General features: G+C 70.0%; 25 protein-coding genes and 1 pseudogene. 18 read left to right on the forward strand and 8 right to left on the reverse strand.

Annotated elements, in window-relative coordinates; translation table 11 throughout:
* Positions 1-316: 316 nt before the first annotated feature.
* Together JK364_RS42750 and JK364_RS42755 are read right to left on the reverse strand one after the other, a co-directional pair.
* Positions 317-1,864: an amidohydrolase gene (locus JK364_RS42750; RefSeq protein WP_230993360.1), complete on the reverse strand. Its 1,548-nt coding sequence runs from the start codon at positions 1,862-1,864 to the stop codon at positions 317-319.
* Positions 1,865-2,019: 155 nt separating this feature from the next.
* On the reverse strand, positions 2,020-2,460 hold the full coding sequence (locus JK364_RS42755) for an Lrp/AsnC family transcriptional regulator (RefSeq protein WP_020866923.1): 441 nt from the start codon (positions 2,458-2,460) through the stop codon (positions 2,020-2,022).
* Positions 2,461-2,677: 217 nt separating this feature from the next.
* Between JK364_RS42755 and JK364_RS42760 the strand changes: the two genes are divergently transcribed.
* The gene (locus tag JK364_RS42760; RefSeq protein WP_201856836.1) at positions 2,678-3,031 is read left to right on the forward strand and encodes a hypothetical protein; all 354 of its coding nucleotides are present in this window, start codon (positions 2,678-2,680) and stop codon (positions 3,029-3,031) included.
* 126 nt (positions 3,032-3,157) lie between these two features.
* On the opposite strand, the gene JK364_RS42765 is transcribed toward JK364_RS42760, so the two are convergent.
* The gene (locus tag JK364_RS42765) at positions 3,158-4,330 is read right to left on the reverse strand and encodes an acyl-CoA dehydrogenase family protein (RefSeq protein WP_201856837.1); all 1,173 of its coding nucleotides are present in this window, start codon (positions 4,328-4,330) and stop codon (positions 3,158-3,160) included.
* A 384-nt stretch (positions 4,331-4,714) separates the two neighbouring features.
* Between JK364_RS42765 and JK364_RS42770 the strand changes: the two genes are divergently transcribed.
* From JK364_RS42770 to mgtA, 6 genes are all read left to right on the forward strand, one after another.
* Positions 4,715-5,980, forward strand: coding sequence for a glycoside hydrolase family 18 protein (locus tag JK364_RS42770; RefSeq protein WP_201856838.1), 1,266 nt, complete (start codon positions 4,715-4,717; stop codon positions 5,978-5,980).
* Between the two features lie 321 nt (positions 5,981-6,301).
* Positions 6,302-6,436, forward strand: a complete 135-nt coding sequence (locus JK364_RS57225) for a hypothetical protein (protein WP_269146374.1) — start codon at positions 6,302-6,304, stop codon at positions 6,434-6,436.
* 89 nt (positions 6,437-6,525) lie between these two features.
* Positions 6,526-7,914, forward strand: coding sequence for a GAF domain-containing protein (locus JK364_RS42775; protein ID WP_201856839.1), 1,389 nt, complete (start codon positions 6,526-6,528; stop codon positions 7,912-7,914).
* A 107-nt stretch (positions 7,915-8,021) separates the two neighbouring features.
* Complete coding sequence (gene adh, locus JK364_RS42780) at positions 8,022-9,545, forward strand: aldehyde dehydrogenase (protein ID WP_201856840.1); 1,524 nt, start codon at positions 8,022-8,024, stop codon at positions 9,543-9,545.
* A 189-nt stretch (positions 9,546-9,734) separates the two neighbouring features.
* The gene (locus JK364_RS42785; protein ID WP_201856841.1) at positions 9,735-10,103 is read left to right on the forward strand and encodes an ArsR/SmtB family transcription factor; all 369 of its coding nucleotides are present in this window, start codon (positions 9,735-9,737) and stop codon (positions 10,101-10,103) included.
* A 7-nt stretch (positions 10,104-10,110) separates the two neighbouring features.
* A complete protein-coding gene (mgtA, locus tag JK364_RS42790; protein WP_201856874.1) occupies positions 10,111-12,786 on the forward strand; it encodes a magnesium-translocating P-type ATPase in 2,676 nt (891 codons plus the stop codon).
* A 139-nt stretch (positions 12,787-12,925) separates the two neighbouring features.
* On the opposite strand, the gene JK364_RS42795 is transcribed toward mgtA, so the two are convergent.
* The 3 genes and pseudogenes from JK364_RS42795 to tatA all read right to left on the reverse strand — a co-directional run bounded on the left by JK364_RS42795 (position 12,926) and on the right by tatA (position 15,667).
* Positions 12,926-14,452 carry an LCP family protein gene (locus JK364_RS42795; protein WP_201856842.1) on the reverse strand — a complete coding sequence of 509 codons (1,527 nt, stop codon included), beginning with the start codon at positions 14,450-14,452 and terminating at the stop codon, positions 12,926-12,928.
* 243 nt (positions 14,453-14,695) lie between these two features.
* Positions 14,696-15,139, reverse strand: a pseudogene (locus JK364_RS42800) (acyltransferase family protein); the annotation flags it as partial.
* 234 nt (positions 15,140-15,373) lie between these two features.
* Positions 15,374-15,667: a Sec-independent protein translocase subunit TatA gene (gene tatA, locus JK364_RS42805; RefSeq protein ID WP_201856875.1), complete on the reverse strand. Its 294-nt coding sequence runs from the start codon at positions 15,665-15,667 to the stop codon at positions 15,374-15,376.
* 539 nt (positions 15,668-16,206) lie between these two features.
* On the opposite strand from tatA, the gene JK364_RS42810 reads away from it, so the two are divergent.
* The 4 genes from JK364_RS42810 (at position 16,207) to JK364_RS42825 (ending at position 17,899) form a co-directional block, all read left to right on the forward strand.
* Complete coding sequence (locus tag JK364_RS42810; protein WP_201856843.1) at positions 16,207-16,428, forward strand: hypothetical protein; 222 nt, start codon at positions 16,207-16,209, stop codon at positions 16,426-16,428.
* Between the two features lie 241 nt (positions 16,429-16,669).
* A complete protein-coding gene (locus JK364_RS42815) occupies positions 16,670-16,867 on the forward strand; it encodes an antitoxin (RefSeq protein ID WP_201856876.1) in 198 nt (65 codons plus the stop codon).
* A 180-nt stretch (positions 16,868-17,047) separates the two neighbouring features.
* Positions 17,048-17,278 carry a hypothetical protein gene (locus JK364_RS42820; protein ID WP_201856844.1) on the forward strand — a complete coding sequence of 77 codons (231 nt, stop codon included), beginning with the start codon at positions 17,048-17,050 and terminating at the stop codon, positions 17,276-17,278.
* Between the two features lie 354 nt (positions 17,279-17,632).
* Complete coding sequence (locus tag JK364_RS42825; RefSeq protein ID WP_201856877.1) at positions 17,633-17,899, forward strand: GlsB/YeaQ/YmgE family stress response membrane protein; 267 nt, start codon at positions 17,633-17,635, stop codon at positions 17,897-17,899.
* Between the two features lie 201 nt (positions 17,900-18,100).
* Here JK364_RS42825 and JK364_RS57230 read toward each other — a convergent pair whose 3' ends face one another.
* A complete protein-coding gene (locus tag JK364_RS57230; RefSeq protein WP_201856845.1) occupies positions 18,101-18,319 on the reverse strand; it encodes a transposase in 219 nt (72 codons plus the stop codon).
* A gap of 37 nt (positions 18,320-18,356) precedes the next feature.
* Here JK364_RS57230 and JK364_RS42835 point away from each other — a divergent pair, with 37 nt between their 5' ends.
* The 5 genes from JK364_RS42835 to JK364_RS42855 all read left to right on the forward strand — a co-directional run bounded on the left by JK364_RS42835 (position 18,357) and on the right by JK364_RS42855 (position 21,760).
* A complete protein-coding gene (locus tag JK364_RS42835; RefSeq protein WP_230993341.1) occupies positions 18,357-19,139 on the forward strand; it encodes a TIGR03084 family metal-binding protein in 783 nt (260 codons plus the stop codon).
* A gap of 435 nt (positions 19,140-19,574) precedes the next feature.
* On the forward strand, positions 19,575-20,072 hold the full coding sequence (locus JK364_RS42840) for an SRPBCC family protein (protein WP_201856846.1): 498 nt from the start codon (positions 19,575-19,577) through the stop codon (positions 20,070-20,072).
* On the forward strand, positions 20,069-20,416 hold the full coding sequence (locus tag JK364_RS42845) for an ArsR/SmtB family transcription factor (RefSeq protein WP_307841559.1): 348 nt from the start codon (positions 20,069-20,071) through the stop codon (positions 20,414-20,416). The genes JK364_RS42840 and JK364_RS42845 overlap by 4 nt, the downstream gene beginning before the upstream one ends.
* A gap of 39 nt (positions 20,417-20,455) precedes the next feature.
* Positions 20,456-21,226, forward strand: a complete 771-nt coding sequence (locus tag JK364_RS42850; protein ID WP_201856847.1) for a DUF899 family protein — start codon at positions 20,456-20,458, stop codon at positions 21,224-21,226.
* Between the two features lie 309 nt (positions 21,227-21,535).
* Complete coding sequence (locus JK364_RS42855) at positions 21,536-21,760, forward strand: hypothetical protein (protein WP_201856848.1); 225 nt, start codon at positions 21,536-21,538, stop codon at positions 21,758-21,760.
* On the opposite strand, the gene JK364_RS42860 is transcribed toward JK364_RS42855, so the two are convergent.
* On the reverse strand, positions 21,752-22,489 hold the full coding sequence (locus tag JK364_RS42860) for a DJ-1/PfpI family protein (protein WP_230993364.1): 738 nt from the start codon (positions 22,487-22,489) through the stop codon (positions 21,752-21,754). The genes JK364_RS42855 and JK364_RS42860 overlap by 9 nt on opposite strands.
* Before the next feature lie 71 nt (positions 22,490-22,560).
* Between JK364_RS42860 and JK364_RS42865 the strand changes: the two genes are divergently transcribed.
* Together JK364_RS42865 and JK364_RS42870 are read left to right on the forward strand one after the other, a co-directional pair.
* Positions 22,561-23,520, forward strand: coding sequence for a GlxA family transcriptional regulator (locus JK364_RS42865; protein ID WP_201856850.1), 960 nt, complete (start codon positions 22,561-22,563; stop codon positions 23,518-23,520).
* Positions 23,521-24,500: 980 nt separating this feature from the next.
* Positions 24,501-26,312 carry an ABC transporter ATP-binding protein gene (locus JK364_RS42870; protein WP_230993342.1) on the forward strand — a complete coding sequence of 604 codons (1,812 nt, stop codon included), beginning with the start codon at positions 24,501-24,503 and terminating at the stop codon, positions 26,310-26,312.
* Positions 26,313-26,343: the final 31 nt, after the last annotated feature.

Genomic DNA, 26,343 nt, shown 5'->3' on the forward strand with positions numbered 1-26,343 from the left:
GTCCGGGCCCCTCCCGGGTCGCACCTGCCGACCCGGCGATCCCTCCCTCGCCCCCGTGCACTGGACCTGGCTCCCAGTGGTGGCGCACCACGGTGGCGCGTCTCCCTCTGGCCCAGCGGCGTTCGACGACTGCGTGAAGATTCCCCGGTCGGGCGTCCTGTGGTGGACGAGGCCGAACCTACCGGCCACCGACCGCACCCTGTCAACAGCCACATGACCTGCGCCGTTTCCTCAAATGACCAGGTCAGTACGGACGGTGTTCAGATGCCACGACAGGCCGGGGGCTCATCGTTCGGCGGTACGGGCCGCCCGCGCGTCACTCGTCCGGCCGGAGGTGGACGGTGCGTCCGCCCACCACCGTGCGCACGCAGACGGGCAGTTGACCGCCCGGAGTGAGGTCGGGCAGGCCCGGGGTGCCGGAGCGCGGGTCGGTGGACCATCCGGCGACTCGCGTGTCGGGCACCTGCACGATGAGCTCACCGGTCCGCCAGATCGCGTAATCGGCGGGCGCGCCGGGCGCCAGGACGCCCGCGTCGTCCCGTCCGACGGCCCGCCAGCCGCCGCGGGTGTGGGCGGTGAAGGCGGCGCGGACGGAGATCCGGTGCTCCGGGGTGCGGTGGAAGGCGGCGGCGCGCACGGTGCCCCAGGGGTCGAGCGGGGTGACGGGGCTGTCGGAGCCGAGCGCCAGGGGCACTCCGGCGCGCAGCAGCGCCGCGTAGGGGTTGAGGGTGCGGGCCCGGTCGGGGCCGAGCCGCTGGGCGTACATGCCGTCCTCGCCGCCCCACAGGGCGTCGAAGGCGGGCTGGACGGAGGCGGTGAGGCCGAGGTCGGCGAAGGCCGCGACGGTCTCCGGGGTGAGCATCTCGGCGTGTTCGACGCGGTGCCGGGCGGCGCGCACGCGGGCGAGTCCGACCGTGTCGGCGGCGGCCCGTACGCCCTCGACGACGGCCGTGACGGCGGCGTCGCCGATGGCGTGGAAACCGGCCTGGATCCCGGCCTCGGTGCAGGCGGTGACATGGGCGGCGACGGCCGCCGCGTCCAGGTAGGCGGTGCCGGAGTGCGGCGTGTCGGCGTAGGGCTGGTGGAGACACGCCGTGTGGGAGCCGAGCGCCCCGTCGACGAAGAGGTCGCCCGCCGCGCCGATGGCGCCGAGTTCGCGCACCTTGTCCAGGTCGGAGGCGCTGCTCGCGGCCTCGGCCCAGTAGCCGTACACCCGCGGTCCCGGCTCTTCGGCGGCGAGTTCGAGCAGCCCGGTGAGGTCGTCCTCGGAGGAGATGTCGGGCCCGGCGCATTCGTGGAGGGTGCCGATGCCGAGCGAGGCGGCGCGGGCGAGGGCGGCCCGCTGGGCGTCGGCGCGCTGCCGCTCGGTGATGACCGCGTGGGCGGCGGCGCGTACGGCGTGGTGGGCGGCGCCGGTCAGCGGCGTGTCGGAGTGGTACCCGGCCAGGTCCGACACGCCGGGCACGCGGTCCAGGAGCGCGGTGGTGACGACGGCGGAGTGCACATCGATGCGGGTGAGATAGAGGGGGCGGCCGCCGGTCGCCCGGTCCAGTTCGGCCCTGGAGGGCGGCCGTCCCTCGGGCCAGCGGGCGGCGTCCCAGCCGTGGCCGAGCAGCACCCGGTCGGCGGGGTGGGCGGCGGCGTGGGCGCGCACCCGCTCCAGCGCGTCGGCGAGCGTACGGGCGCCGGTGAGGTCGAGTCCGGTGAGGGCGAGCCCGGTCGCGGTGGTGTGCACATGCGCATCGGTGAAGGCCGGCGTCACCAGTGCCCCGTCCAGCTGGACGACCTCGTCCACACCGTCCGCGAAGCCGTCCGCGGCCCCTTCTGAGCCGACCCAGGCGATGGTGCCGCGCTCGACGACCATCGCGGTCGCGAACGGGTCGGCGGGGCTGTGGACCTCACCTCCGCGCAGCAGGACGGTACGGCCTTCGGGGGCCTGGGCGGGGGTGGGGTCGTTCACGGCGGGCTGCCTCGATGGGGGTATCAGGTAAGGGGGTCAAGGGGGTGTCGACGGGGTGTTCAGACGCGCGGCGGGCGCGCCTCGTAGGGCGTGGAGAGGACCACGGTGGTGCGGGTGGAGACACCGGCCAGCGAGCGGATCCGGCTGAGCAGGTGCTCCAGCTCCAGCGGGGTCGCGACGCGCACCTTGAGGATGTAGTTCTCGTCTCCCGCGACGCTGTGGCACGCCTCGATCTCGGGCACCTCGGCGAGCCGCTCGGAGATGTCGTCGGGCGCGCTGGGGTCGAAGGGTTTGACCGAGATGAACGCGGTAAGGGGAAGCCCGACGGCCTCGGGGTCCACGACGGCGGCATAGCCGCGGATCACACCCCGTTGCTCGAGCCGGCGAACCCGCTGGTGCACGGCCGATGTGGACAGGCCGGTGGCCTTGCCCAGGTCGGTGTAGCTCATTCGGCCGTCCTTGACGAGCAGCTCCACGATCTGTCTGTCCAACTCCTCCACAGCCGATCACCTTATGTGGTCGGGAGGGCTCCGGCACAACGGGTGGGCACAGCGGACATAGACGCCGCTACGCCGCACCTGCATCGGGCATGTGACGAACACCACATGCCCTCGTGGGTGTCCTATGAGATGCGGCGATTACCTATGCGTCCACGAGGGAAATGCTTGCTGTGGTCGAGGCCGACGCGCCTGGCCAGCCCACCCGAGGGGGAAACTCATGCCTCATCTCGAGCGCCTCGACGCAGGCGACATCGATACCGACGAGCTCCACGACACCTATGAGATGTTCCGGGTGATCTGCCCGGACTGCGCACGCCCCATCGCGCTCCTCGCCGACGAGGACGTCCTTCCCGAGCACGCGCTGTGCTCGTCCCCGTGGGACCCGTTCGGGCTCACGGTCTGCGCCGGCACCGGCCGCCGGGTGACCGACGCCGCGCCCGCCGACGCGTCGCTGGACGCGTTCGAGCGGGACGCCGCGCTGCTGCTGACACTTCCGGAGGGCCTGGACTGGCGGAAGCAGCCGTTCTCCCACCTCGGCGGCCCCGGCTCCCGGCCGGTGCGCCTTTCCTAGAGCCCGTAGAGCTCCCAGGACTCCCAGGGCCCGGTTCTCCCCCAGCTACCACCGGGAGGTGCCCCCGGCCGGGGCGTATGCGAATCGGCGGGGGCGCGGGCCGCGCCCCCAACCGACACACCGGCCTCAGCCGGCCTCAGGTCCCGCGAGAGCGCGGGCGATCACCACCCGCTGGATCTGGTTGGTGCCCTCCACGATCTGGAGGACCTTCGCCTCACGCATATAGCGCTCGACCGGGAAGTCCGCCGTGTAGCCGTATCCGCCCAGCAGTTGGACGGCGTCGGTGGTGATCCGCATCGCGGCGTCCGTGCAGAACAGCTTGGCCATCGCCGCCTGCTTGGAGAACGGCCGCCCCGCGTCCCGCAGCCGTGCCGCCGTCAGGTACAGGGCGCGCCCGGCCTCGATCTGCGTGGCCATGTCGGCGAGCATGAAGCGCAAGCCCTGGAAGTCGGCTATCGGCCGGCCGAACTGCCGCCGCTGCGCGGTGTACGCGAGCGCCTCGTCCAGCGCCGCCTGGGAGACGCCGACGGCGCAGGCCGCGATGCCCAGCCGGCCCGCGTCGAGGGCGGACAGGGCGATCGCGAACCCCTGGCCCTCCTCGCCGATGCGACGGGCGTCGGGGACCCGCACCCCGTCGAGGTGGATCTGGGCGGTCGGCGAACCGGCCATGCCCATCTTGTGCTCGGGCGCGGCCGCCGAGAGCCCGGGGGCGTCGGCGGGCACGAGGAAGGCGCTGATGCCGCGGGTGCGCTCGGGGCCGGTGCGGGCGAGCACGGTGTAGAAGTCGGCGATGCCGCCGTGGGTGATCCACGCCTTGGTGCCCTCGAGCGTCCAGGTGTCCCCGTCCCGGGTGGCCCGGGTGGTGAGCCCCGCCGCGTCGGAGCCGGAGGAGGGCTCGGAGAGGCAGTACGCGCCGAGCAGTCCGCCACCCAGCATCGCGGGAAGGTGCTCTGCCTGCTGCTCCTTGCTGCCGTAGCCGGCGAGGGCGTGGCAGGCCAGGGTGTGGACGCTGACGCCGAGGCCGACGGTCAGCCGGGCCGCGGCGAGTTCCTCGAGGACCTGGAGATAGACCTCGTACGGCTGGTCGCCGCCGCCGAACTCCTCGGGCTGGACCAGCCCCAGCAGCCCGGACTCGGACAGCAGGGTGAACAGCTCGCGGGGGAAGCGCCCGGCGGCCTCCTCCTCGGCGGCCCGGGGCCTGATCTCCCGTTCGATCAGCTCGCGGACGAGCGAAATCAGGTCGCGGGCCTCTTCGGTGGGCAGCTCACGCTCCACCGGCTGCGGGCCGTGATCGGTCATGGCGGCGCTCTCCTCTCCCCTGGTCAGGCGCTTCGGCGGCGTACGCCGGGGTGAGGCGGCGCCACCGGTGGTGCTGCCGCCGGCCGGTCGGCCCGTCGGATCGCGAACGGTGATGACCTGCACTGCGGCGGTTGGAGTATGCCCGATCCGGAGCGTTCCGGTACCGGTCGCCCGATCTTCAACCAATTTCGCACATGGGCACCCACCACCTTCCTCCACGCACTCCCACCAACGTCGCACGCATGGAGCAAATTGGCCCAGACCATTGACCCCACTGGTCTAGTCCTTCTACCTTTTCCCCACCCTGCCCTGCGCGTTCATGTCAAGCTATGGGCAGGTCGTCGGGCAGTTCACTCTCCCCTCACCCCCCACCGAGGAGATTCCATGCTCAGACCAGGCAGACTGTCCGCCGCGCTCGCGGCGATCTGTACGGTGGTGCTGACCGCCACCCTGCTCGCGGGCTCGGCAGCGGCCGGTGAACCCCGGAGCGCCGACATACCCCAGGCCACGTCCAAGGCCGCCAAGACCCCCACGACGAAGGCCGCCGGGAACAAGGTGGTCGGCTACTTCACCGAATGGGGCATCTACCAGCGCAACTACCACGTCAAGAACGTCGAGACCTCGGGCTCGGCCGCCAAGCTCACCCACATCAACTACGCCTTCGGCAATGTCACCGGCGGCAAGTGCGCCATCGGCGACTCCTACGCCGACTACGACAAGGCGTACGACGCGGCGAGCAGCGTCGACGGCCAGGCCGACACCTGGGACGCGGGCGCCCTGCGCGGCAACTTCAACCAGCTGCGCAAGCTCAAGAAGCTCCACCCCGGCCTGAAGGTGCTGTGGTCCTTCGGCGGCTGGACCTGGTCCTCCGGGTTCACCGAGGCCGCCAAGAACCCCGCGGCCTTCGCCCAGTCCTGCTACGACCTGGTCGAGGACCCGCGCTGGGCGGATGTCTTCGACGGCATCGACATCGACTGGGAGTACCCCAACGCCTGCGGCCTCTCCTGCGACACCAGCGGTAAGGACGCCTTCAAGAACCTGATGTCGGCCGTGCGTGCCAAGTTCGGTTCGTCCAACCTGGTGACCGCCGCGATCACCGCCGACGCCTCCTCCGGCGGCAAGATCGAGGCCGCCGACTACGCGGGCGCCGCGAGTTACGTCGACTGGTACAACCCGATGACGTACGACTTCTTCGGCGCGTGGGCCGCACAGGGCCCCACCGCCCCGCACTCCCCGCTCAACTCCTACAACGGCATTCCGCAGCAGGGCTTCAACACCGACGCCGCCATCCAGAAACTCAAGGGCCTCGGCATCCCGGCCTCGAAGCTCCTGCTGGGCATCGGCTTCTACGGACGCGGCTGGAGCGGCGTCACCCAGGACGCCCCCGGTGGCACGGCGACCGGCGCCGCGCCCGGCACCTACGAGGCGGGCATCGAGGACTACAAGGTGCTCAAGGGCTCCTGCCCGGCGACCGGCACGGTCGCGGGCACGGCCTACGCGCACTGCGGCAACCAGTGGTGGAGCTATGACACCCCCGCCACCATCGCCGGGAAGATGAACTACAAGCAGCAGCAGGGCCTGGGCGGCACCTTCTTCTGGGAGCTCAGCGGCGACACCACGAACGGTGAGCTGATCAAGTCCATCAGCTGACCCCACAGCGACACCCCTGATCGACGCGGGCGGGGAGCCATCACCGGCTCCCCGCCCGCTTCGTCGTGCGCGCCCGCGCACACCGGGCCCATCGGTGTCAAGCGTTCAAGCGGCGCACGAGGGGGCGCGAGGAGCGTATGCGGAGAAGACCCCCGGTAACGCCGCGTGCCCCTGTGAACGCACTCCCCGTGAACGCGCTCTGTCCGGGGCTCGTACCCCAACGCGGCTTGTTCTGGCTATTGCGGGGCATCCGCCCCTCAAGGAAATCTGAGCGCACGGGTGGCCCGCTCCGCTCCGCGCGCGTGAACCAAAGGAACGATCATGAGCTCCGAGCAGTGCCCGAGCTGTGGCGGCCAACTCGCCGTGAACCAGGACGGGTGGAAGATCTGCCACTCCTGCGGCTATGCCTCCCCGCCCGGGGCCGTGCCCGCCCCCTCCCTGCCCGTGCACACCTGACCTGCCGACTCCTCCCGCCGTCCGATCCGTGAAAGCCTGACACTCCGCACCTCCCCGTTCCGCCCCTCCGTACCGCTGAGCGAGGCACCATGGTCAATCCCTGGCTGGCGATGACGTCAGGCACCGACCCCGCTGAGCGCACCCGCGACGTGCGCCGCGCCCATGAGGCGTTTCTGACGGAGGGGGCGGTGAGTCCGGCCGTACGGCCGGTGGTGGCGGAGTCCTGGCGGCGCTCGGCCGACGCCCGGGTCACCCAGGAGTGCAAGGCGCCGATCGACCTGGCGGACGACGCGCTGGAGACCTATCGCGCGGACCATCCGCTGGCCCGGGTGATGCCGCTGTTCCGGGAGTTGCTGGGCACCATCGCCTACGACGGGGCCCATCTGCTCGCGGTCTGCGACGAACAGGGCCGGCTGCTGTGGGTGGAGGGGCACGCGGGGGTACGGAACCGGGCCGAGGGGATGAACTTCGTGGCCGGGGCGCGCTGGGACGAGCGCCACGCGGGCACCAACGCGCCCGGGACGGCGCTCACCGTCGACCACGCGGTGCAGATCTTCGCCACCGAGCACTTCAACCGCAGTGTGCAGCCGTGGACCTGCGCCGCCGCCCCGCTCCACGATCCGCACACCGGGCGGCTGCTCGGCGCGGTGGACATCACCGGCGGGGACCATCTGGCCGCCCCGCACAGCCTCGCCCTGGTCCAGGCGACCGCCCGCGCCGCCGAGGCCCAGCTGGGCGCCGAGGTGCCGCGGACCCGCGGGCCGCGGATCTCGCTGACGGCGCTGGGGCGGGACGAGGCGCTGCTGGTCGTCGACGGGCGGCGGCTGCGGCTCGGGCGGCGGCACAGCGAGATCATGGTGCTGCTGGCCGGCCATCCCGAGGGGCTGTCGGGCGACCGGCTGACGCTCGAGCTGTACGGGCCCCGGGCCGACGACCGCTCCCCGGTCACGCTGCGGGCCGAGCTGTCCCGGCTGCGCCGCCTGGTGGGCCCGCTGCTGGGCTCGCGCCCGTACCGGCTCTGCGCCCCCGTGCGCACCGATCTGGCGGACGCCGCCGAGGCGTTGACCTCCGGCGACGCGTACACGGCGCTGCGGGCGTACACCGGGCCGCTGCTGCCGCTGTCGGAGGCCCCGGGGGTGTGCCGGATGCGGCGGGTGCTGGAGGATGGGCTGCGGCGCGCCGTGCTGTCCCACGGCGATCCCGAGCTGCTGCGGCGCTGGGCGCAGACCCCGTGGGGCGAGGACGATCTGGAGGTCGCGGAGGCGCTGCTGACCACGCTTCCGGCGAACGCGCCGGGGCGGGCGGCTCCGGCGGCGCGGGTGCGGCGGCTGCGGGAGCTGTACGGGCTGCCGGGCGGCGCCCACCAAGGCGGCCATGAGGGCAAGGCCCCGCGCCACCAAGGCGGCCATGAGCACGGAGCCCTGCGGCAAGGGGGCGGCCACCGGGACGCAACGTCCGCGCAACGTGGCGGCGCCTAGCCTCCCCGTCGGCTCCGCCCGTGTCGGCGCGGGCGGAGCCTGGACGCTCACACGAACGACGCGTCCGGCAACGGGACCCACCACGCGTACACCAGGGAGGCCGCCCCATGACGCGTTTCGCAAGCCCCGGCTCCGAGGGCTCGGTCGTCACGTATCAGCCGCGCTATGACCACTGGATCGGCGGGGAGTACGTACCACCGGCCCAGGGCCGCTACTTCGAGAACCCCACCCCCGTCAACGGACAGTCCTTCACCGAGATCGCCCGGGGCACCGCCGAGGACGTCGAGCGGGCCCTGGACGCCGCCCACGCGGCCGCGCCCGCCTGGGGCCGTACGGCGCCCGCCGAGCGCGCCTCGGTGCTGCTGAGGATCGCCGATCGGATGGAGCAGAACCTGGAGGCCCTCGCGGTCGCCGAGAGCTGGGAGAACGGCAAGCCGGTACGGGAGACACTGGCCGCCGACATCCCGCTCGCCATCGACCACTTCCGCTACTTCGCGGGGGCGATCCGGGCCCAGGAGGGCAGCCTCTCCGAGATCGACCACGACACGGTCGCGTACCACTTCCATGAGCCGCTGGGCGTGGTCGCCCAGATCATCCCGTGGAACTTCCCGATCCTGATGGCCACCTGGAAGCTGGCCCCGGCGCTGGCCGCGGGCAACGCGGTGGTGCTGAAGCCGGCCGAACAGACGCCCGCCTCGATCCACGTCTGGATGAACCTGGTGGCCGATCTGCTGCCGCCGGGTGTGGTCAACATCGTCAACGGCTTCGGTGTGGAGGCCGGAAAGCCACTGGCGTCCAACTCCCGGGTGGCCAAGGTCGCCTTCACCGGGGAGACCACCACCGGCCGCCTGATCATGCAGTACGCGAGCGAGAACCTGATCCCGGTCACCCTGGAGCTCGGCGGCAAGAGCCCGAACATCTTCTTCGACGATGTCTCGGCCACCGACGACGACTTCATGGACAAGGCGCTGGAAGGGTTCACCATGTTCGCCCTCAACCAGGGCGAGGTGTGCACCTGTCCCTCGCGCGCCCTGGTCCAGGGCGGCCACTACCAGGCGTTCATGGACGCGGCCGTGGCCCGTACGGAGAAGATCACGCAGGGGCATCCGCTGGACACCGACACCATGATCGGCGCCCAGGCGTCCAACGACCAGCTCGAGAAGATCCTGTCGTACCTGGACATCGGCCGGCAGGAGGGCGCCCGCGTCCTCACCGGCGGCAGCCGCGCCGAACTCGGCGGTGAGCTGGAGGGCGGCTACTACGTCGAGCCCACGATCTTCGAGGGCGACAACCGTATGCGGGTCTTCCAGGAGGAGATCTTCGGGCCGGTGGTCGCGGTGACCCGGTTCGGCGACTTCGACGACGCGATCGGGATCGCCAACGACACGCTCTACGGGCTGGGCGCGGGAGTGTGGACCCGGGACGGCTCGACCGCGTACCGGGCCGGGCGCGCCATCCAGGCGGGCCGGGTGTGGACCAACTGCTACCACGCCTACCCGGCGCACGCCGCCTTCGGCGGCTACAAGCAGTCCGGGATCGGCCGCGAGACCCACAAGATGATGCTGGACCACTACCAGCAGACGAAGAACTTGCTGGTGTCGTACTCCCCGAAGAAGCTCGGCTTCTTCTAGACGCATGAGAAAAGGCGCCTGACCTGGGTTTTCACCCGCCAGGCGCCTTTCCCTCCACCCGCTCTCGACCCAGCCCGGCTCGCACGCTGGCTCCCAGTTCCTCATCAGTGACCTCGGATCGGGTGGGTACCGTCACGCCTAGACTGGGGAGCCTTGTGAACGCGTGGTTCAGGGCTACGGAGGTCGGCGATGGCGAAGGGCGACGTGCGCGAGTTTGAAGATCCTTCTGCCGACGTCCTCGCCGAGGCGGCGGCGGCCTTCGGGCTGCTGGCTTCGGCGGCGCGACTGCACATCATGTGGGCGCTCGCCCAGGGGGAGAGCGATGTGACGCATCTCGCCGACCGGGTGGGCGGGGCGCTGCCCGCGATCAGTCAGCATCTGACCAAGCTCAAGCTGGCGGGGCTCGTCCGCTCCCGGCGGGAAGGCCGCCGTCAGGTGTACTTCGTCGATGACCCCGACGTCGTGACCGTGGTGCGTCTGATGGTCGGCCAGCTCGCCGACCGTGCGCGGAACGAGTCCGCGGCGCCGGTGCGTCTGGTGCACGAAACCGGTGCCTGAGCACACCATGGCCGCGGGACGCGGTCCCTCGACCGCCGCGACACCATCCCCAGGAAGCGGCGGGAGTGCGGCGCCGACCGCGCTGCAAGTGCTGCGCGCCCTCGACAGCGGGCCGCGCGGGCTGACCGAGCAGGCGGCGGAGGAGCGTCTGGCCCGCTTCGGTGAAAACGTCCTGCCCACTCAGCGCGCCACTCCCTGGCCTCGGCGGCTGCTGCGCGGCCTGCGCGATCCGTTCACCGCGGTGCTGCTCGTGCTCGGTCTCGTGTCGGCGGCGGTGGCCTCCTGGGCGACCGCGACCGTGATCACCTTCCTCGTGGTGGTGAGCTGCGGGCTGCGCATATCCGGCGAGCTGCGGGCCGATCGGTCCATGGCCCAGCTGCGCGAGCTGGTCGCCACCACGGCGGGCGTGCTGCGCCGGGCCGACTCGCGGGACGCCGCTCCGGTGGTGTGCGAGATCCCGGTCGACCAGCTGGTGCCGGGCGATGTGATCAGTCTCGGTCCCGGGGATCTGGTGCCCGCAGACGTACGGCTGCTGCGGGCCAGTGGACTACGGGTGTACCAGGCGGCACTCACCGGAGAGTCACAGCCCGTCGACAAGTACCCGGTCGACGTGCCCGACACCCGTTACGGCCGGGGCGTATTCGGGCAACCACACCTGTGTTTCCAGGGCAGCAGCGTGGCGTCGGGCAGTGGCACGGCCGTTGTGGAGGCAACCGGGGCGCATACGGAGTTCGCGCGCACGCATACGGGTGTCCAGCGGCGCGGCCCCAGTGCCTTCGACCGTTCGGTGCACGGCGTCTCGTGGATTCTCGTCCGCTTCACGCTGCTGACCCCGCCGCTGGTCCTCATGGCCAACGCCGCCGTGGACGGACGCGGCCTGGAGACTCTGCCGTTCGCGGTGGCGGTGGCGGTCGCGCTGACCCCCGAAATGCTGCCGGTCGTCGTCACGACGTGCCTCGCCCGCGGCGCCGCGCTCCTCGCCCGCGCCCATGGGGTAATCGTCAAACGCCTGCCCGCGCTGCACGACCTGGGCGCCATGGACGTGCTGTGTCTGGACAAGACCGGCACCCTCACCGAGGACCGGCCCGTCGTGCACCGGGCCTTGGACGCGGACGGACAGAACGACGCCGAGGTGCTGCACTGGGCCGGCGTCAACGCCTGGTGGACTCTGCAACTCGCCGACCTGCCCGTGCCGGACATGTTGGATGAGGCGCTGCTGGATGCCGTCGACGAGGCGGAGGCCATGGCCTACGAGCCGGTGACGGCGCTGCCGTTCGATCCGGTACGCCGCCTGGCCACCGCCGTCGTCAGCACCCCGGGCCGCCTCGGCACCCACACCCTCATCGTCAAGGGTGCCGTCGAGGCTGTCCTGGAACGGTGTGCCCTCAGCGAAGAGGAGCGGGCGAGGCTGCACTCGCTCGCCGACCGCCGGGCCACCGACGGTCTGCGCCTGCTGGCGGTCGCCACCGCCGACCGCGCCGCACGCCACCGTGCCTACACCCACGCCGACGAACACGATCTCACCTTCCGGGGATTCGTGACGCTGCGGGACGAGGTCACCGACACCGCGGCCGCCGCCCTGCGCGACCTCGCCGACCGCGGGGTGAACGTGAAGATCCTCACCGGCGACCACCCGGGAACCGCCACCCGCGCCTGCCACGATCTCGGCCTCGCGGTCGACGGCGTCCTGACCGCCGACCGCGTCGACTTGCTCACCGACGCCGAACTGGCCGCCGCGGCGCGCCGTACCACCGTCTTCGCCCGCTGCTCGCCCGACCACAAGGCCCGCATCGTCACCGCCCTGCGTGCCGATGGACACACGGCCGGCTTCCTCGGCGACGGCGCCAACGACCTGCCCGCCCTGCGCGCCGCCGACATCGGCATCTGCCCGCGCGACGCGGTGGCCGTGGCCCGGGACGGCGCCGACGTGGTCCTCGCCGGACATCAGAAGCAGGACAAGGGGGGTAAAGACCTCACGGCCATCGGCCGTGCCGTCACGGCGGGACGGCACGCCGGCGGCAACATCACGGCGTACCTGCGCATCGCCCTCTCCTCCAACCTCGGCAACGTCATCGCGATGCTCGCCGCGGGCGTCCTGCTGCCTTTCCTGCCGATGCTGCCCGCCCAGGTCCTGGTGCAGAACCTGTGCTTCGACGCCGCCCAGCTCGCCTTCGCCTACGACCGCCCTCATCCGGCCGCGCTGCGCCGTCCCGCCGTGCTGCGCCCGCGTGGCCTGCTGCGCTTCATCACCGGCTTCGGCGCCCTCAACGCCCTGGCCGACCTGGCCACCTTCGCCCTGCTCGCCCTCGCCATGTCCGGCCCCGGCAGCGACAACGACGAGGCGATCTTCCACTCCGGCTGGTTCACCGAGAACCTGCTCACCCAGGCACTGGTCATGGTCCTGCTGCACACGGGCCGCCGCGGCGCCAGGGGCGGACTGAGCCCGGTGGGCTGGGCGGCCGCCGCCCTCGCCGCCTTCGGCGTCCTGCTGCCCCCCTCCCCGCTCGGTCCACCGCTCGGGATGACGGCACTGCCGCTCGCGTACTACGCGCAGCTTGCTGCCGTCCTGACGCTGTACGCGGCCGCGTTGGCAATGGCCATGCGGCGCCGCGAACGACGGCACGCGGAGCGGCGAGTCGTGATGGAATCCAGCCGATCAGCGCCTGGGGCGAGCCATGGCTGACCAGGCCGGGCCGCCTTCGACGCCGCCAAACGCGGCCGGGGCTTCGCTCACCGTCGACGGGAGGAGCTGCCCGGCCACCGCGGCCTCGCCATCGAGGCCGCCGCCTGGCGCAGTACGGGGACGTGTTGCGGGGCTGGGATCATCCGTAGGAGAGGTTGGAGCAGGCGTCGTCGTCGGCGGAGCGGGCGCCGTCGGCCACCTTGGAGGGGACGGTGGTCGGCTCGGGTGACGGTGCGACCGAAGGGTTGTCCGCGTACGACTGGCCGAGAGTGACGGCGATGCCGTCGGCTGTCGCCTGCTCGAGTCCGGCCTTGGCGAAGAGCCGGGCAACCGTTTCGGCCTGGGTCTTCTGGCCGGGTCCGTAGGTGATCGTGGTCGTGGCGTGGTCCTGGCTCGGTGCGTTGCCGGTGCCGGTGACCATGAAGCCGTGGTCGGTGAGCGCCTTGGCGGCGCGTGAGGCGAGGCCGCCGGTGGTGGTGCCGTTGTGAATGGCCACCGCGATGCCGTCGCCGGAGACCGGCCTGGCGCTCTGTGGCGGTTTGGGCTTCTTGTCACCGTTCTTTCCGCCGGCGTCCTTGCCGTCGAGGGTGCGGTCGGCTTTCAGAGCGGCCCACAGGGCGTCGGCCTCCGGCTCGAGGATGGCGACCCGCTCGCCCTGGTAGCGCCAGGGGATGGTGATGAACTTGGTGTTGTGCAGGTCGATCTGCTTCATCGACATCGCGAAGGAGATCAGCTTGTTGGCGGATCCCAGGCCGGGGTCGACCGTCATGGACTTGGTGGCGGCGTTCGCGAGGGGCAGCAGCTTGGTGGGGGTGAGTCCGTCGCTCTTGATCTTCTTGATGAGGCCGGCGATGAAGGCTTGCTGGCGCTTGATGCGGCCTATGTCGGAGCCGTCGCCGATGCCGTGCCGGATGCGGACGTAGTCCAGGGCCTTCTGCCCGGCGACGTTCTGCTCGCCCTCGGCAAAGATGCGCTCGCCGCGGTCCGCGCGGTGGGGGTTGAGGTCCTTCTGGTAGACGTCCTGCGGCACGCACACCTCGACGCCGCCCACCACGTCGGTGAGTTTCGCGAAGCCCTTGAAGTCGACCACTATCGTGTGATGGACGCGCAGGCCGGTGAGGTGCTCCACGGTGTTCTGCGTGCAGGCAGGATTTCCCTTGGCGGTCTGTCCGACGGAGTACGCGGCGTTGAACATGTCGTGCCGCGTCTTGGTCCAGCTCCCGTCCGGCAGCTTGCAGGGCGGGATGTCCACGAGGGTGTCGCGGGGGATGGACACGGCCACGGCGTGCTTGCGGTCGGCGTACACATGCAGCAGCAGCGCGGTGTCGGAGCGCCCGATGTCGCCCTTGTCGCCGCCGCCCAGCTCGCTGTTGCCTCCGGTACGCGCGTCCGAGCCGATGACGAGGACGTTCTGGCCCTTGGAGACGTCGTCCGGCCGGTCCCCGGAGATGCCGTCCGAGTCAAAAGTGCTGATGTTGCCGTTCAGCTGCCAGTACACCCAGCCCGCGCCCGCCGCCACGAGCACCAGCAGCGACAGCACTATGGTCAGCGCGATCCGCGTACGGCTCCGCTTGCGCCGCCGGGCGCGGGAGGCGTCCCGGCACCGCTCGGTTGGCTGCGCCGGGGCGCGGCGCCTGGACGCGGTCTTCTTGCGGCTGTTGGTCATCCGTACACCCCTCGTGCGTCCGGCTCTACACAGGGGACTGCTGACCCCGACCTATGGTTGTGTAATTGCGCAATCTAGCAACTATTTCCCGGGAACGGTTCACGGCCCCACCCCGTGATGCCCTTCAGGCCCAATGACCCGTTTTGCGCGGCGAGTTGTGTGACGTCGTTCAGGGTCACACCCACTCTTTCTCCCCCGTTGACTTCCTCGTCGGCGGTATGAGACGTAGTGCTGGTGCGGCGCTCAGGTGCTCCGATCGTGCCGCGTGGGTGCGGGGTGCGCAGTCCACCGCCGGAACGCCCACTCCATGGTGGGCTCGATCATGAACCGGAAGATCCGCCGCACGGGTGGCGCGCACAGCGCGGTGATCACGGCTGCGGCGACGAGCGTGACGGTGATCTCGCCGAGGGGCTGGTGCGACCAGTCGGGCGCGTACCAGTCCCAGAAGCGCGAGCCCTTGGCCAGAAAGCCGTGCAGCAGATAGCCGTAGAGGGTCCCCGCACCGAGGACGGAGAACCACATGCGGCGCCGGGGCACCCCGGCGAAGAAGCACGCCATCAGGATCAGCGAGCAGCCGAACAGCGCCAGAGTCATAGCCGGGCCGGTCCAGGCCGGCGCGGCCAGCTCCTGGACACTGTCACGGTGGTAGAACCAGGCCGCGTTCATCCGCGGCGCCGCCCAGTAGGCCTCGAAGCTCAGCGAGAAATAGCCGGAGGATCCGCTCTTCGACCCCGAAACGACGTGACCGCCCCTCCTGGAGCCACGCGGAATCCCACGCTTTCCCCCGGGGCCACTGTCGCGCCGATCGTTGAGGTGCATTGCCGGCGGACGCGGTTCCCTGGTTCTCCGACAGGCGGCCGGCTGCTCCGCAGCCGTGCTCCCCGTCGCGCCAACAGCCGGGAGACGCGTGCCGTACGGGACTCACCGCCCCGTGGTGTGATCTTCTCGGCCCGCGCCCGCCGAGGAGGGCTCGCCGGAGGCTGCCTGGATAACGCGGGATGAGGACTGCTCGGTCGTGTCGGCGGCAGCGGACGCCGACGAGGCCTCGGCTCCCTGCCCACTCTCCTCCTTCATGGCCTTGGTCTCACTCTTGAGGATGCGCAGGGACTTGCCCAGAGACCGAGCGGTGTCGGGCAGCCTCTTCGCCCCGAAGAGCAGAATGAACACAATCGCCACGATCAGCAGGTGCCAGGGTTCCAGTCCATTGCGAAGCACCACACTCACCTCGTTCCTCTTTGTCGGCCACTGGGCGCCACCCCTTGGCATGCTTGCAGTATTGCGCAACTGTACAACCCGACGGTGTCACGGTGGAATGACCTGGCAAGGTCGGCGGCGGGCGGGCGGGCACGGCACCACACGGCATCGCCGTCCAGGCTGATCAGCCCCATCAGCCGCCCGTCGACGCCGTGGACGACAACCAGGGAGGCGCGGCGCTGCCGCGATCGCTCCACAGCATGAGCCACGCCGTCGCCCGTCCGCAGGACGGGAACCGCGCAGACAATCTCTACACTGCTGTAGATTTTCGCAAGCGATGCGCCCTCATCTGTTCGACAGAGCCCCGCACCAGTCAACTAACGCCGTCTCATGCTCACGCCCACTGCGACCAGCGGGGTGAAGGAGGGTCGCCGACGTGGCCGAAAAGCCCTGACCCTCTCCCAGCCGAGGAACCGCCTCTACACCACTGTAGTTTTTCATTCGGCCGCAGACGCGGCCACCGGGCCGCCACGGCGCCCGGCGGGAATCAGGAGGACAGCTTGGCTGCGATAGACCTTGGCAACATGGTGGACAAGGCATGGGCCGACAAGGAGCTCTCGGAGATCCTGGCGGCTCCCGTCTCCGCCCTGAAGGGCGTGTCGGACCGTCACGGCGATTTGCTGCGCGAGGCGTTCGGCATCAAGACGGTGGCGGATCTGGCCAATCTGAAGTACTTCCAGTGGGCCTCCACACTCGCCTCGCTGGAATCCGCCACGAAGTAGAACCACAAGCCCGCGGCGGCGCCGGTACAACCGGGCCGCCGCAGCCTTCGGGCAACACGGACAGCGGTCCTCGAAGCCCCCGCCCGGAGAGGGCGCGATGCCGACCCTCACCACCGTCACAAGCCCCATCGCCAAGGAACGGGCGCCGGCACCCAGGTCCGCGCCACATCGCCGCGCCACATCGCCGCGCCGGTACCGCACACCCGGAACGACCGAGATCAGCCGGAGGTATACGCACAGGATGTTCGACGCTTTGAAGAACCTCAAGCAGAAGGCCGCGGACCTCGCCGAGAGCCATGGCGGAAAGATCTCCGCAGGGCTGGAGAAAACCGGCGACTTCATCGACGACAGGACCGGCGGCAAGTACAGCGAAAAGATCGACACAGGAGTCGACAAGGCGCAGGACCTCGTCGAGCGCCTTGGCGAGAAGAAGGACTGACAGCCCCGGCTCACCCCGAACGGGCAGTCAGCGTCCGCGGCAGGACGGCGGGCGCGCCGGGGCAGTCTGCCCCGGCACGCCCGCCGTCCAGACTCGCCCCACGCCACCTGAAGCGCCGAACGGCGCGTGTGACCCAAGACACAACAATTCCACAGTTGCGCAACCGCTAAACTATTTTGGATGGAAACCAGCGACGCAACGGGACAGGAAGCCGCGGTACTCGATGATGGCCCCGCAGACGGACTGCGAGTCCGGGTCGCCGGCCGACCGCGAGCGATTCAGGTGACATACCCCTGCGAGGTGGATACCGCGCTCGGCGGCGTGCGCGCGGAGGCGTTGTACATCTACCGTCGGGACCTCCGCGTGGAACACGAGCCGCTGCGGTACGGCTTCGACACGGCGAGCCCCTGATGGGCGCCGCGCGAAGCTCAGCGGGCGACTCCGCCTCCGGACCCCGCACATGACGCCCGGTCGACCGATGACGACGTGATCGTTCCCATCGCCGCGGTCAGCGAGGCCAAGGTCAAGCTGAGACAACCGGCTACCAAACCGTCAGAAAAGAGGCCCTATGGCCTGATATGAAGGTCGGCCAACCGTCGCTCGACCAGCCTCAGCGGCACTGACCCTGACCTCCCGGTGCATACGCAACCGCAGGCGCCCAGACACGCGCCTTCCCCAATATCTGTAAAATTGCGCAACCAAGCAATATTGCTGTCGGCCAGGTGTGTCCCGACTTGGCCAGGCCGGATGGAGGACATCAACAACATGGGCATCATTAGCTGGATCATCCTCGGCCTCCTCGCCGGGGCCATCGCCAAGATCCTTCTGCCCGGACGTGACCCGGGCGGTCTCATCGGCACCACCCTCATCGGTGTCGCGGGCGCCTTCATAGGCGGCTGGATTTCCGCTCGATTCCTCGACCGCCCGGTGGAGAAACAGTTCTTCGACCTCTATACGTGGGGTGCGGCCATCGGCGGCTCTCTCGTGCTCCTCGTCGCGTACCGTCTCCTGTTCGGCAACTCGCGCGACTGACCCCCGCTTGGGCCTTGTCTGTCCCGTTGAACCGACATCGCGCCCTGCCCACGCCGCGGTCCGTGGAAAAGGATCGCGGGCGCGGACCTGTGCGACGTGACCTCGCGAACGAGCGGAGCCGCAGCCGGAGGGGAGACGGAGGGTGGCCGAAGCGAATCCTCTGAGCACCACAAAAGGGCGCCCGACCAGGGCAGATGCCCGTCAGGCGCCCTGTCGGCGCACGATCTCCCGGCGCCACTTGGTGAACCAGCGGTGCGCCGCGTCCCAGCGCATCAGGTCGCGCGAGAGCATCCGCCACTGGCAGCCCGAGCGCAGTACACAGCAGATCGAGTCGAGCACCAACCGGTCTCCGCACTTGCGCACCCCGCCGGGGCCGTCGCCGTGCCTGGAAGGCAGATCGACACCGGAGTCTGCCCGCACACTTCGCCTTCGCCGCTGATCAGGGAGGAGTGGCACCATGGCGCACATGCTGAACTACAACCTCGCCGTCCCCGATGTGGATGACGCCGGTGTCCTGGCCGCCCTGGTGGCTGAGGGCGATGAGCTCGACGCCCTGGTCACAGCCGTGGACGACTGGTCCGGACCGACGCCGGCACCGGGCTGGACGGTCGCCCACCAGATAGCCCATCTCGCGTGGGCGGACGCGAACGCACTCAGCGCCTTACGCACTCCGGACGCGTTCGGCGCCGAGCTCGGGCGGGCGGAAGCCGAAGGCAGCGGATACGCCGACAAGGCCGCCGCCGCGGGAGCGGCCAAACCGCGGTCGGTACTCCTGGAGGAGTGGCGGACCGCTCGAGCGGAACTGGCGGCGGCACTGTGCGACACGCCATGGGACCACGCATTCCCCTGGTACATGTCGAAGGTGACTCCGGCCCTCATGGTGCCCCTTCGTCTGATGGAAACCTGGGCACACGGGCAGGACGTCTTCGATGCGATGGGCGTGGCGCACCGCCCGACGGATCGGCTGCGGCACGTGGCTTCGCTGGGGGTGTTGGGACGGGAGCTGTCCTTCGCCGCCGTCGGACTGCCCGGGCCGGCGGACCCCTTCCGCGTCGAACTGACAGCTCCTGACGGACGGACCTGGGTGTGGGGCCCCGAGGCCGCCGCGCAACGGGTACAGGGCAGCGCCATGGACTTCTGCCTGTGTGTCACCCGGCGTCGCCCCTGGTCCGAGACCGACATGACGGCGACCGGCGAGGACGCACAGAAGTGGCTGGAGCTGGCGCGCGTCTTCCTCTGAGAGCGTGTCCGAGGCCGCCAGCGGCCCATGCTCGACGTAATCAACCGGCCACCCGACAGGCTTTCAGGGCAGCGAAGTACGGCGCCGGCGATCGGTTTTCGGGACGTCGCAGACGACGGCCCCGCCGACTCCCCGGGCACTCACCGACCGTCTTCTCACGGACGGCTGCCGACCAAGTCGGAGCTCAAGGAGTTGGACGAGTTCCTGCTGGCGCGGGCGATGGAGCACGATTCGCCGACGTTGCCGTTCCGGCTGGGGTGTGAGTACCTGATCTCGGCGCGGGTGATTGCAGGGGGCGTTGTGGCACGGGGTTGCGGCGCGGGGTGGTGCTCAACGGCGCGACACAACTGCAACCGTTGGGTTGCAGTTACGGGCTCCGATGTGCAACCGTTGAGTTGCGGATCGATGCGCGGGAAACACCCGAGGGAGGAACCCATGAACGACACCACTTACACCGACGCCGAGCTCACCGAGCTTGACCGGATCGCCCGGCAGATCGACATCGACGCCCCGGCAGAGCGGGTCTGGGAGTTGGTCGCGCGCCCCGGCTGGTATGTCAACGACGGCGCGGTCGAGGCCGACCCGGACATGCGCTACGAGGGCGACGTGGCCGTGGTGCGCCATCCGACGCTGGGCGAGTTCCGGTTCCGGACAGTGACGCTGGACAAGCCGCGCTACGCCGCGTTCCGCTGGATCGGTACCCCGTTCCGGGATGAGTCGGCGCCCTCGACCCTCGTCCAGTTCTGGATCGACGAGCGGGACGGCGGCGGGGTGACCCTACGCGTCGTCGAGAGCGGATTCTCCGGCCTCGCCGACGACCCGGCCGCGTGGCTGAAGGAGCGCGAGGGCAACGACAAGGGGTGGCTCGCCGAACTGGAGGCCGCGAAGGCGTTCGTCGAGAAGTCCGCGCCGACCCCGACGACGCGACCGTGACCGTGACCGCCACTCTCCCCGTCATGTGTGCGGCGCTCGGCGACCCGACGCGCTGGGAGATCCTCACCCGGCTCGGCGAGGGCCCCAAGTCGGCGTCCACGCTGGCCCGGGTGCTGCCGGTGAGCCGACAGGCGATCGGCAAGCACCTGGAGGTGCTGCGCGAGGTCGGGCTGATCGAGTCCGAGCAGCGCGGGCGCGAGGTCGTCTATCTCGCGGTCGGCGCCCGGCTCGGCGCGCTGGCCCGGGAACTGGACCGGATCGGCCGCTCCTGGGAGACCCGCCTGCTGCGGCTCAAGGAACTGGCGGAGCGCCCCGGCCCGGTAGCCCCAGAAACCTCCGAGTGAGGGAAGACGACTGATGACTTACGACGATTGGACACGATCGTGACCGAGTACGACAGCAGGAGGGGGGACCCCGACCGCGCGCCGGCCCTGCCGCCGGTGGCCGAGCGGGCCGCCTTCCAGGCCGAACTGGACAAGCTGCGAGTCCGCGAGAAGGCGCACACCCGGGAAGGCGACGCGATCGCCGCGGCCCGGCGCCGGCTGCCCATGGTCGAGGTGGCCGCCGACCTCGAACTGACCGGGCCCGACGGGCCAGTCGCCCTGCTCGACGCGTTCGAAGGGCGCCGGCAGCTCATCGCCTACTACTTCATGTGGCACGACGGCCACGACGCGGCCGGGCAGTGCGAGGGCTGCACCTGGGTCACCACCCAGGTGCAGGAGCTGTCCTACCTGCACTCCCGCGACATCACTTACGCGGTCTTCTGCCAAGGCCCGTACGAGGAAAGCCGCCGCTACCGGGACTTCATGGGCTGGGAGGTGCCGTGGTACTCGGCCCTTCCGTCGCATGACGAGCTCCTGGTCGGACGCCACGTCGGCATGATGCACCTGGTCTGCTACCTGCGCGACGGCGACCGCGTCTACGAGACCTACTGGACGACGCTGCGCGGGGTGGAGGCGACGGATTACAGCTACGCGCTCATGGACCTCACCGTGTACGGACGCCAGGAACCGTGGGAGGACTCGCCCCCCGGCTGGCTGCTTGGCCAGGGAACACCCGCCGACCACGTCGGCATGCGGAGCAACGGACGTCCCATCCCCCAGTGGTCCCGCATCGAGGCCGGGCACTCCGACGACCTCACGCCTCGACCGTGACGGCACAGTCGGCTCGCAGTCCCGGGTGGTTGGCGATCAGCCGCCGGTTGTGAGATACGCGCCAAACGGGTACGACAGGTGGCGTCGGAGCCGGTGGGAGGAGATGGCGGGCCCGGACGGGAAGGCGGGCCCGGACGGGAAGACGGGCCGCATCGCCTAGGAAAAACGATGACACCCGACCAGGACCTTCGCGCAGCAGTGGTGCGCTAGCTCCGGCACGGCGAAGATCCCCCATCTCTTGCACCCGCGAGACCCCACCGAGTCCCCGAGCTGGGTGAGGCGACACCCGACAAGGGGCGCTCCTACCTGGTGCCGGCCCGCAGCGCGCGTGTCCTTCTCGCCCGCACCCCGGTGGCCGACGACGACACCGTGACGGTGGACGAGGGTCTGGTGCTGCGCGCGCTGGCCGGCTGTCGGCTCCAGCTCTTTCGCCTCGAAGATTCGGGCTATCGGCGTTACATGTCCAACGCGCCCGAACTACCAGGCGAAGCGGGCCCCTATCTCGACTCCGCTATCCCCACCTCCTCAAGATGATCCTGCGGTGCCCGAGCCCACCGCCATCCGCTGCTCCAGTACACGGGACACGGAGTTTCGGAGATTTTCATCGGCCTTTACGGCCCACTCATGGAACTGCGCCACCACTTCGGGGCCCGCGCCCTGGGGGGAGCCTGCGTCGAGGGGTGGCATGGGGTCGTATTCCATGGCCAGCTGTGCGAATTTCGCGGTCTTTTCTCCGAGGGCGTGCGCCGTGACCGTGAGGCCGAAGTCGATGCCCGCGGTCACGCCGCCGCCGGAGAACCTGTTCCGGTCGACGCATACTCGCTCCGTCGACACCTCGACCCCCAGCCGTGCCAGATGGTCACGGGTGGACCAGTGCGTTGCCGCGCGATAGCCGTCGAGCAGCCCGGCCGCGGCGAGGACGAGTGATCCGGTGCAGACCGAGGTGATGTACGAGGCCGTCGCACCGCGGTCGGCCAGAAACGCGATGGCCGCGCTGTCCAGCATCACCTTGTCCACGGATCCTCCGGGCACGAACAGGATGTCCAGCCGGGCGGGGCAGTCGTCGAATGTGACGGTCGGCGTGATGGTCACTCCGGTGTCGGAGACCACCGGTTCAAGTGTGCTGGATATCAGGTGGACCTTCATGCCCGCACCCGCGAAGGCCGTGTGCGGACCGATGAAGTCCAATGTGGTGTGGTCGTTGAAAAGAAGCATACCGACTTCCAACGTCCGTTCGGTTCCAGCGTTATTCTCTTCGCTCATGCCGACCACGCTAGTTGTCGAAATATCTCTGATCGAGTGGCAGTTCTGACAGGAAGCGCTATTTTTCTGCCATGCAGTCCTCTACGCTTACCGCCGGTGCGCCCCACACCATTGCTCTCCTGGTTCTGGAGGGTGTAGTGGCCTTCGATCTGGGAGTCCCACTGCTGGTGTTCGGCGCCTTGCCCGATGACTACCGCATCGTCCTCTGCGCGCCCGAGCCGGGACCCGTGTCCAGCTCCGATGGCTTCTCACTGGGCGTCAGCCAAGGGCTCGACACTCTGGCACAGGCCGACACCCTCATCGTCCCTGGCTATGACCTAGACAAGCCCGTCGCGGCCACGGCGCTGGAGGCGTTGCGCAAGGCCCATGCCGACGGGGCGCGCATCGTGTCCATTTGCAGTGGTGTCTTCGCTCTTGCCGAGGCCGGCCTGCTCGACGGGCTGACCGCCACTACCCACTGGCGGGCGGTGGACCGCCTTGCCCGACATCACCCCGCCGTACTGATCGATCCGGATGTTCTCTACGTCGACCAGGGCCGGATTCTTACCTCCGCCGGCGCCTCCGCGGGGATCGACCTGTGCCTGCACATCATCCGCCGTGACCACGGCGCGGCCGCCGCCAACGCCGCGGCTCGACTCGCGGTCGCGGCGCCACACCGTACCGGTGGCCAGAGCCAGTACATCAAGCGGTCCATACCTCACACGTCCGGGCAGTCACTCGCCCGGACCCGGGAGTGGGCACTGACTCACCTCGGCGAACCGCTGCCGGTCCGCCGACTGGCGAAACACGCGGCCTTGTCGGAGCGCACCTTCGCCCGACGCTTCGTGGAAGAAGTCGGCGTATCACCAGCACAATGGCTGCTGACCGCTCGCATCGACCTCGCCAAACAGCTTCTCGAATCCGGTGACCACAGCATCGACGAGGTCGCCCGGCGCGTCGGCCTCGGCACCGCCGCCAACCTCCGCGCCCGCTTCCACAAAGCCACCGGCACCAGCCCAACCGCCTATCGCCAGACCTTCACCCGCCACTGAGACAGGCCCGCCAACAGCCCGGCATGACGGTGGGGTGGAGCGAGCGCGCCTGGGGCGTGGTCTCGGCAACGGTCAACACCGCCATGCAGATCGGTGGCTCCATCGACACTGCACTGCTGAACGCCCCCGCCACCTGCCCCAGGCAGCGAGCGTGCCCGCTCTCCGGCGTCCGGCCCTTCCTGGCCGGCCCAGATGCGGATGGTCTGCGCGGACGAGCGACGCTACGCGTCCCGCATAAATCCCGGATAAAACTTCCCGTTACGTATGAGAAATACTCTCACCTTCAATTAAGTAAGACCTCATTGAAATTGGTATCGACGACCAGGCTTCCTCGCGTAACGTTTTCCCCGTCGCCACCGGAAGCCGCAAACCCGGCGGCGACAAGGAATGCGACACGCATTCATCCCTTGGGTTCACCCTTTGGGAAATACTCGAAATATCGAAAGACGGAGAATTTCATGAGCGTCCGTAAGATCATCGCCATCCCGGCAAGGCCGAGCAACGCCCCCTCGGCCCCGAGCGCCCCGCGGCCCCGCCCGACGCAGCCGGGCTGCGGCTGGCAGCCGAGCCGTCCGGCCCGTCCGGGTCCGAGCGGTCCGGCCCGTCCGATCGGCGGCTGACGTCCACACCTTCCGGAGGCGGGCCCTGTGGGGGGCCCGCCTCCGGGCACGTATGCACCGGATGCAGCGACGCATGGGCGTAAGGACACATGGACGCAAGGACGCATGGATGCACGGAAGAGGAGTGGCGCGGTGTCTCCGTACGACGATCACCCGACGGTACGGCTGCGGGTCATCACGCCCGTGCCCAAATTTCCCGCGCCGAATCCCGCACCGAATCCCGCACCGGCGTTCACGGAGGGTGAGGGAGGGGTAAACAGCCCCTCCCTCACCACCGACGGCAGCAATGGCACTGCCCCCGCTCGCGCCGGAGTATCAATAAGCGCATCCGCCCGCCACGCCTTCCGCACTTTCTGGCCGATGACCAAGGGCGACCGGCTTTGGCTGGTGCTGATATGCCTGTGCGTCGTGGTCGCGGCCCTCGCGGAGGCCGGTGCCGTCCTGCTCTTCGGTGAATTGACTGACAAAGCTTTGCAGAAAGGGTCGGTCAGCGCGTTCTGGGGGCCTGCCGCACAGTGGCTGGGGGTGGCGACCTTCGGTGCCATCATCGGTTACGTCGGGAACTCCGCCGCCGTATGGGTGGCCGAGAGATTCGTCATGCGGCTCCGGGCCCGGATCTTCGGCCACGTACAGGCTCTGCCGCCGCACTTCTTCCAGCGCCACCGACAGGGCGATCTCGTCGAACGCCTCACCGGAGACGTCGAGGCCATCGAGCAGATGGTCGTCTCCGGGGTGGTCCAGACCGTATCGGCGGTGTTCAGCACGGTCTTCTTCTTCGGCGCCGCGCTCATCCTGCGCTGGGACCTGGCCCTTGCCACCTTCGTTCTGGCCCCGCTGTTCTGGCTGGCCGCCCGGCAGTTCGCCACCCGTATCAAGACCGCGGCCCGGCAGGAACGCGTCGCCGACGGGGCGATCACATCGGTCGTCGAGGAGTCGCTGGGCAACATCGTGCTGACCCAGGCGTACAACCGGCGGCGGGACGAGGAGAAGCGGCTGAGCACCGAGGCCCGCGCCTGGATGCGCGCGTCGGTGCGCGGGAACCGGCTGAGCGAGATGTACCAGCAGCTGGTCGAGGTGATGGAGACAGTGTGTGTGCTGGCCATCATCGGGCTCGGCGTCTGGGAGATCTCCGAGGGACGGATGACGCTCGGGCAGTTGCTGTCCTTCGCCGCCTTCCTCGGCTATCTCTTTCCGCCGATCCGGCAGTTGGGCCAGCTCGGGCTCATCGTCACCGCCGCCACCGCGGGCGCCGAGCGGCTGCTGGAGATCCTCACCGCCGAGCCCGCCGTCACCGACCCGCCCGCCGTCACCGACCCGCCCGCCGTTCCCTACCCGCCCGCCGTTCCCTACCCGCCCGCCGTTCTCTACCCACCCCAACGGATACGCGGAGTGGTGGACTTCGACCGGGTCTGGTTCCGCTACCCCGGCACAACCCCCGGCGGGGACACGGCGATGGCCGGCCACGCCCCCGCCCCGCACGCCCTCCGCGATGTCTCCTTCACCGCTCGCCCCGGGGAGCTGATCCTGGTCACCGGTCCCAGCGGCGCCGGCAAATCCACCGTCTCAAAGCTCCTGCCCCGCTTCTACGACCCGGTCGCCGGCCACATCCGGCTCGACGGGATCCGCCTGGACTCCCTCCCGCTGGAATTCCTGCGCGAGCGCATCACCCTTCTTCCCCAGGAGACGCTGGCCCTGCACGGCACCATCCGCGAGAACATCGCCTGCGGACGACCGGGCGCGACCGGCGACGAGATCTTCCGGGCCGCCCGGGACGCCGCCGCGCACGACTTCATCGCTACGCTCCCCGACGGCTACGCCACCCATATCTCCCCAGGCACCGCCCAGTTGTCCGGCGGCCAGCTCCAGCGCATCGCCATCGCCCGCGCCCTGCTGCGCGACTCCCCCGTCCTCGTCCTGGACGAGCCGACCGCCGGCCTCGACGCACTCTCCGCCCGCCAGGTGATCGCCCCGTTGCACCGCCTGATGTCCGGCCGCACGACCCTGCTCATCACCCACGATCTGCACTTGGCCCCCGACGCCGACCGCATCCTCGTCCTCGACCACGGCCGCCTGGTCGAGTCGGGTCGCCACGAGGAACTGCTGCCCCGGGGCGGCACCTACGCCAATCTCTACGGCGCCGGCGCCGCCCGACAGCTGACTCCCCCCTCGTGAACAGGCCGCGCGCCGCAGGCGATACCCCGCC

Origin of the sequence: Streptomyces endocoffeicus, from assembly GCF_016741935.1 — a bacterium.
Lineage (GTDB): Bacteria > Actinomycetota > Actinomycetes > Streptomycetales > Streptomycetaceae > Streptomyces > Streptomyces endocoffeicus.

Excerpts from the sequence above, each read along its gene's own strand:
- JK364_RS42820 (WP_201856844.1), top strand. The coding sequence starts at position 17,048 with ATGGAAACCAGCGACGCAACGGGACAGGAAGCCGCGGTACTCGATGAT.
- JK364_RS42840 (WP_201856846.1), top strand. The coding sequence starts at position 19,575 with ATGAACGACACCACTTACACCGACGCCGAGCTCACCGAGCTTGACCGG.
- JK364_RS42760 (WP_201856836.1), top strand. The coding sequence starts at position 2,678 with ATGCCTCATCTCGAGCGCCTCGACGCAGGCGACATCGATACCGACGAG.
- JK364_RS42765 (WP_201856837.1), bottom strand. The coding sequence starts at position 4,330 with ATGACCGATCACGGCCCGCAGCCGGTGGAGCGTGAGCTGCCCACCGAA.
- JK364_RS42775 (WP_201856839.1), top strand. The coding sequence starts at position 6,526 with ATGGTCAATCCCTGGCTGGCGATGACGTCAGGCACCGACCCCGCTGAG.
- JK364_RS42785 (WP_201856841.1), top strand. The coding sequence starts at position 9,735 with ATGGCGAAGGGCGACGTGCGCGAGTTTGAAGATCCTTCTGCCGACGTC.
- mgtA (WP_201856874.1), top strand. The coding sequence starts at position 10,111 with ATGGCCGCGGGACGCGGTCCCTCGACCGCCGCGACACCATCCCCAGGA.
- adh (WP_201856840.1), top strand. The coding sequence starts at position 8,022 with ATGACGCGTTTCGCAAGCCCCGGCTCCGAGGGCTCGGTCGTCACGTAT.
- JK364_RS42865 (WP_201856850.1), top strand. The coding sequence starts at position 22,561 with ATGCAGTCCTCTACGCTTACCGCCGGTGCGCCCCACACCATTGCTCTC.
- JK364_RS42870 (WP_230993342.1), top strand. The coding sequence starts at position 24,501 with ATGACCAAGGGCGACCGGCTTTGGCTGGTGCTGATATGCCTGTGCGTC.
- JK364_RS42750 (WP_230993360.1), bottom strand. The coding sequence starts at position 1,864 with ATGGTCGTCGAGCGCGGCACCATCGCCTGGGTCGGCTCAGAAGGGGCC.
- JK364_RS42795 (WP_201856842.1), bottom strand. The coding sequence starts at position 14,452 with ATGACCAACAGCCGCAAGAAGACCGCGTCCAGGCGCCGCGCCCCGGCG.
- JK364_RS42825 (WP_201856877.1), top strand. The coding sequence starts at position 17,633 with ATGGGCATCATTAGCTGGATCATCCTCGGCCTCCTCGCCGGGGCCATC.
- JK364_RS42835 (WP_230993341.1), top strand. The coding sequence starts at position 18,357 with ATGGCGCACATGCTGAACTACAACCTCGCCGTCCCCGATGTGGATGAC.
- JK364_RS42860 (WP_230993364.1), bottom strand. The coding sequence starts at position 22,489 with ATGAGCGAAGAGAATAACGCTGGAACCGAACGGACGTTGGAAGTCGGT.
- JK364_RS42815 (WP_201856876.1), top strand. The coding sequence starts at position 16,670 with ATGTTCGACGCTTTGAAGAACCTCAAGCAGAAGGCCGCGGACCTCGCC.
- JK364_RS57225 (WP_269146374.1), top strand. The coding sequence starts at position 6,302 with ATGAGCTCCGAGCAGTGCCCGAGCTGTGGCGGCCAACTCGCCGTGAAC.
- JK364_RS42770 (WP_201856838.1), top strand. The coding sequence starts at position 4,715 with ATGCTCAGACCAGGCAGACTGTCCGCCGCGCTCGCGGCGATCTGTACG.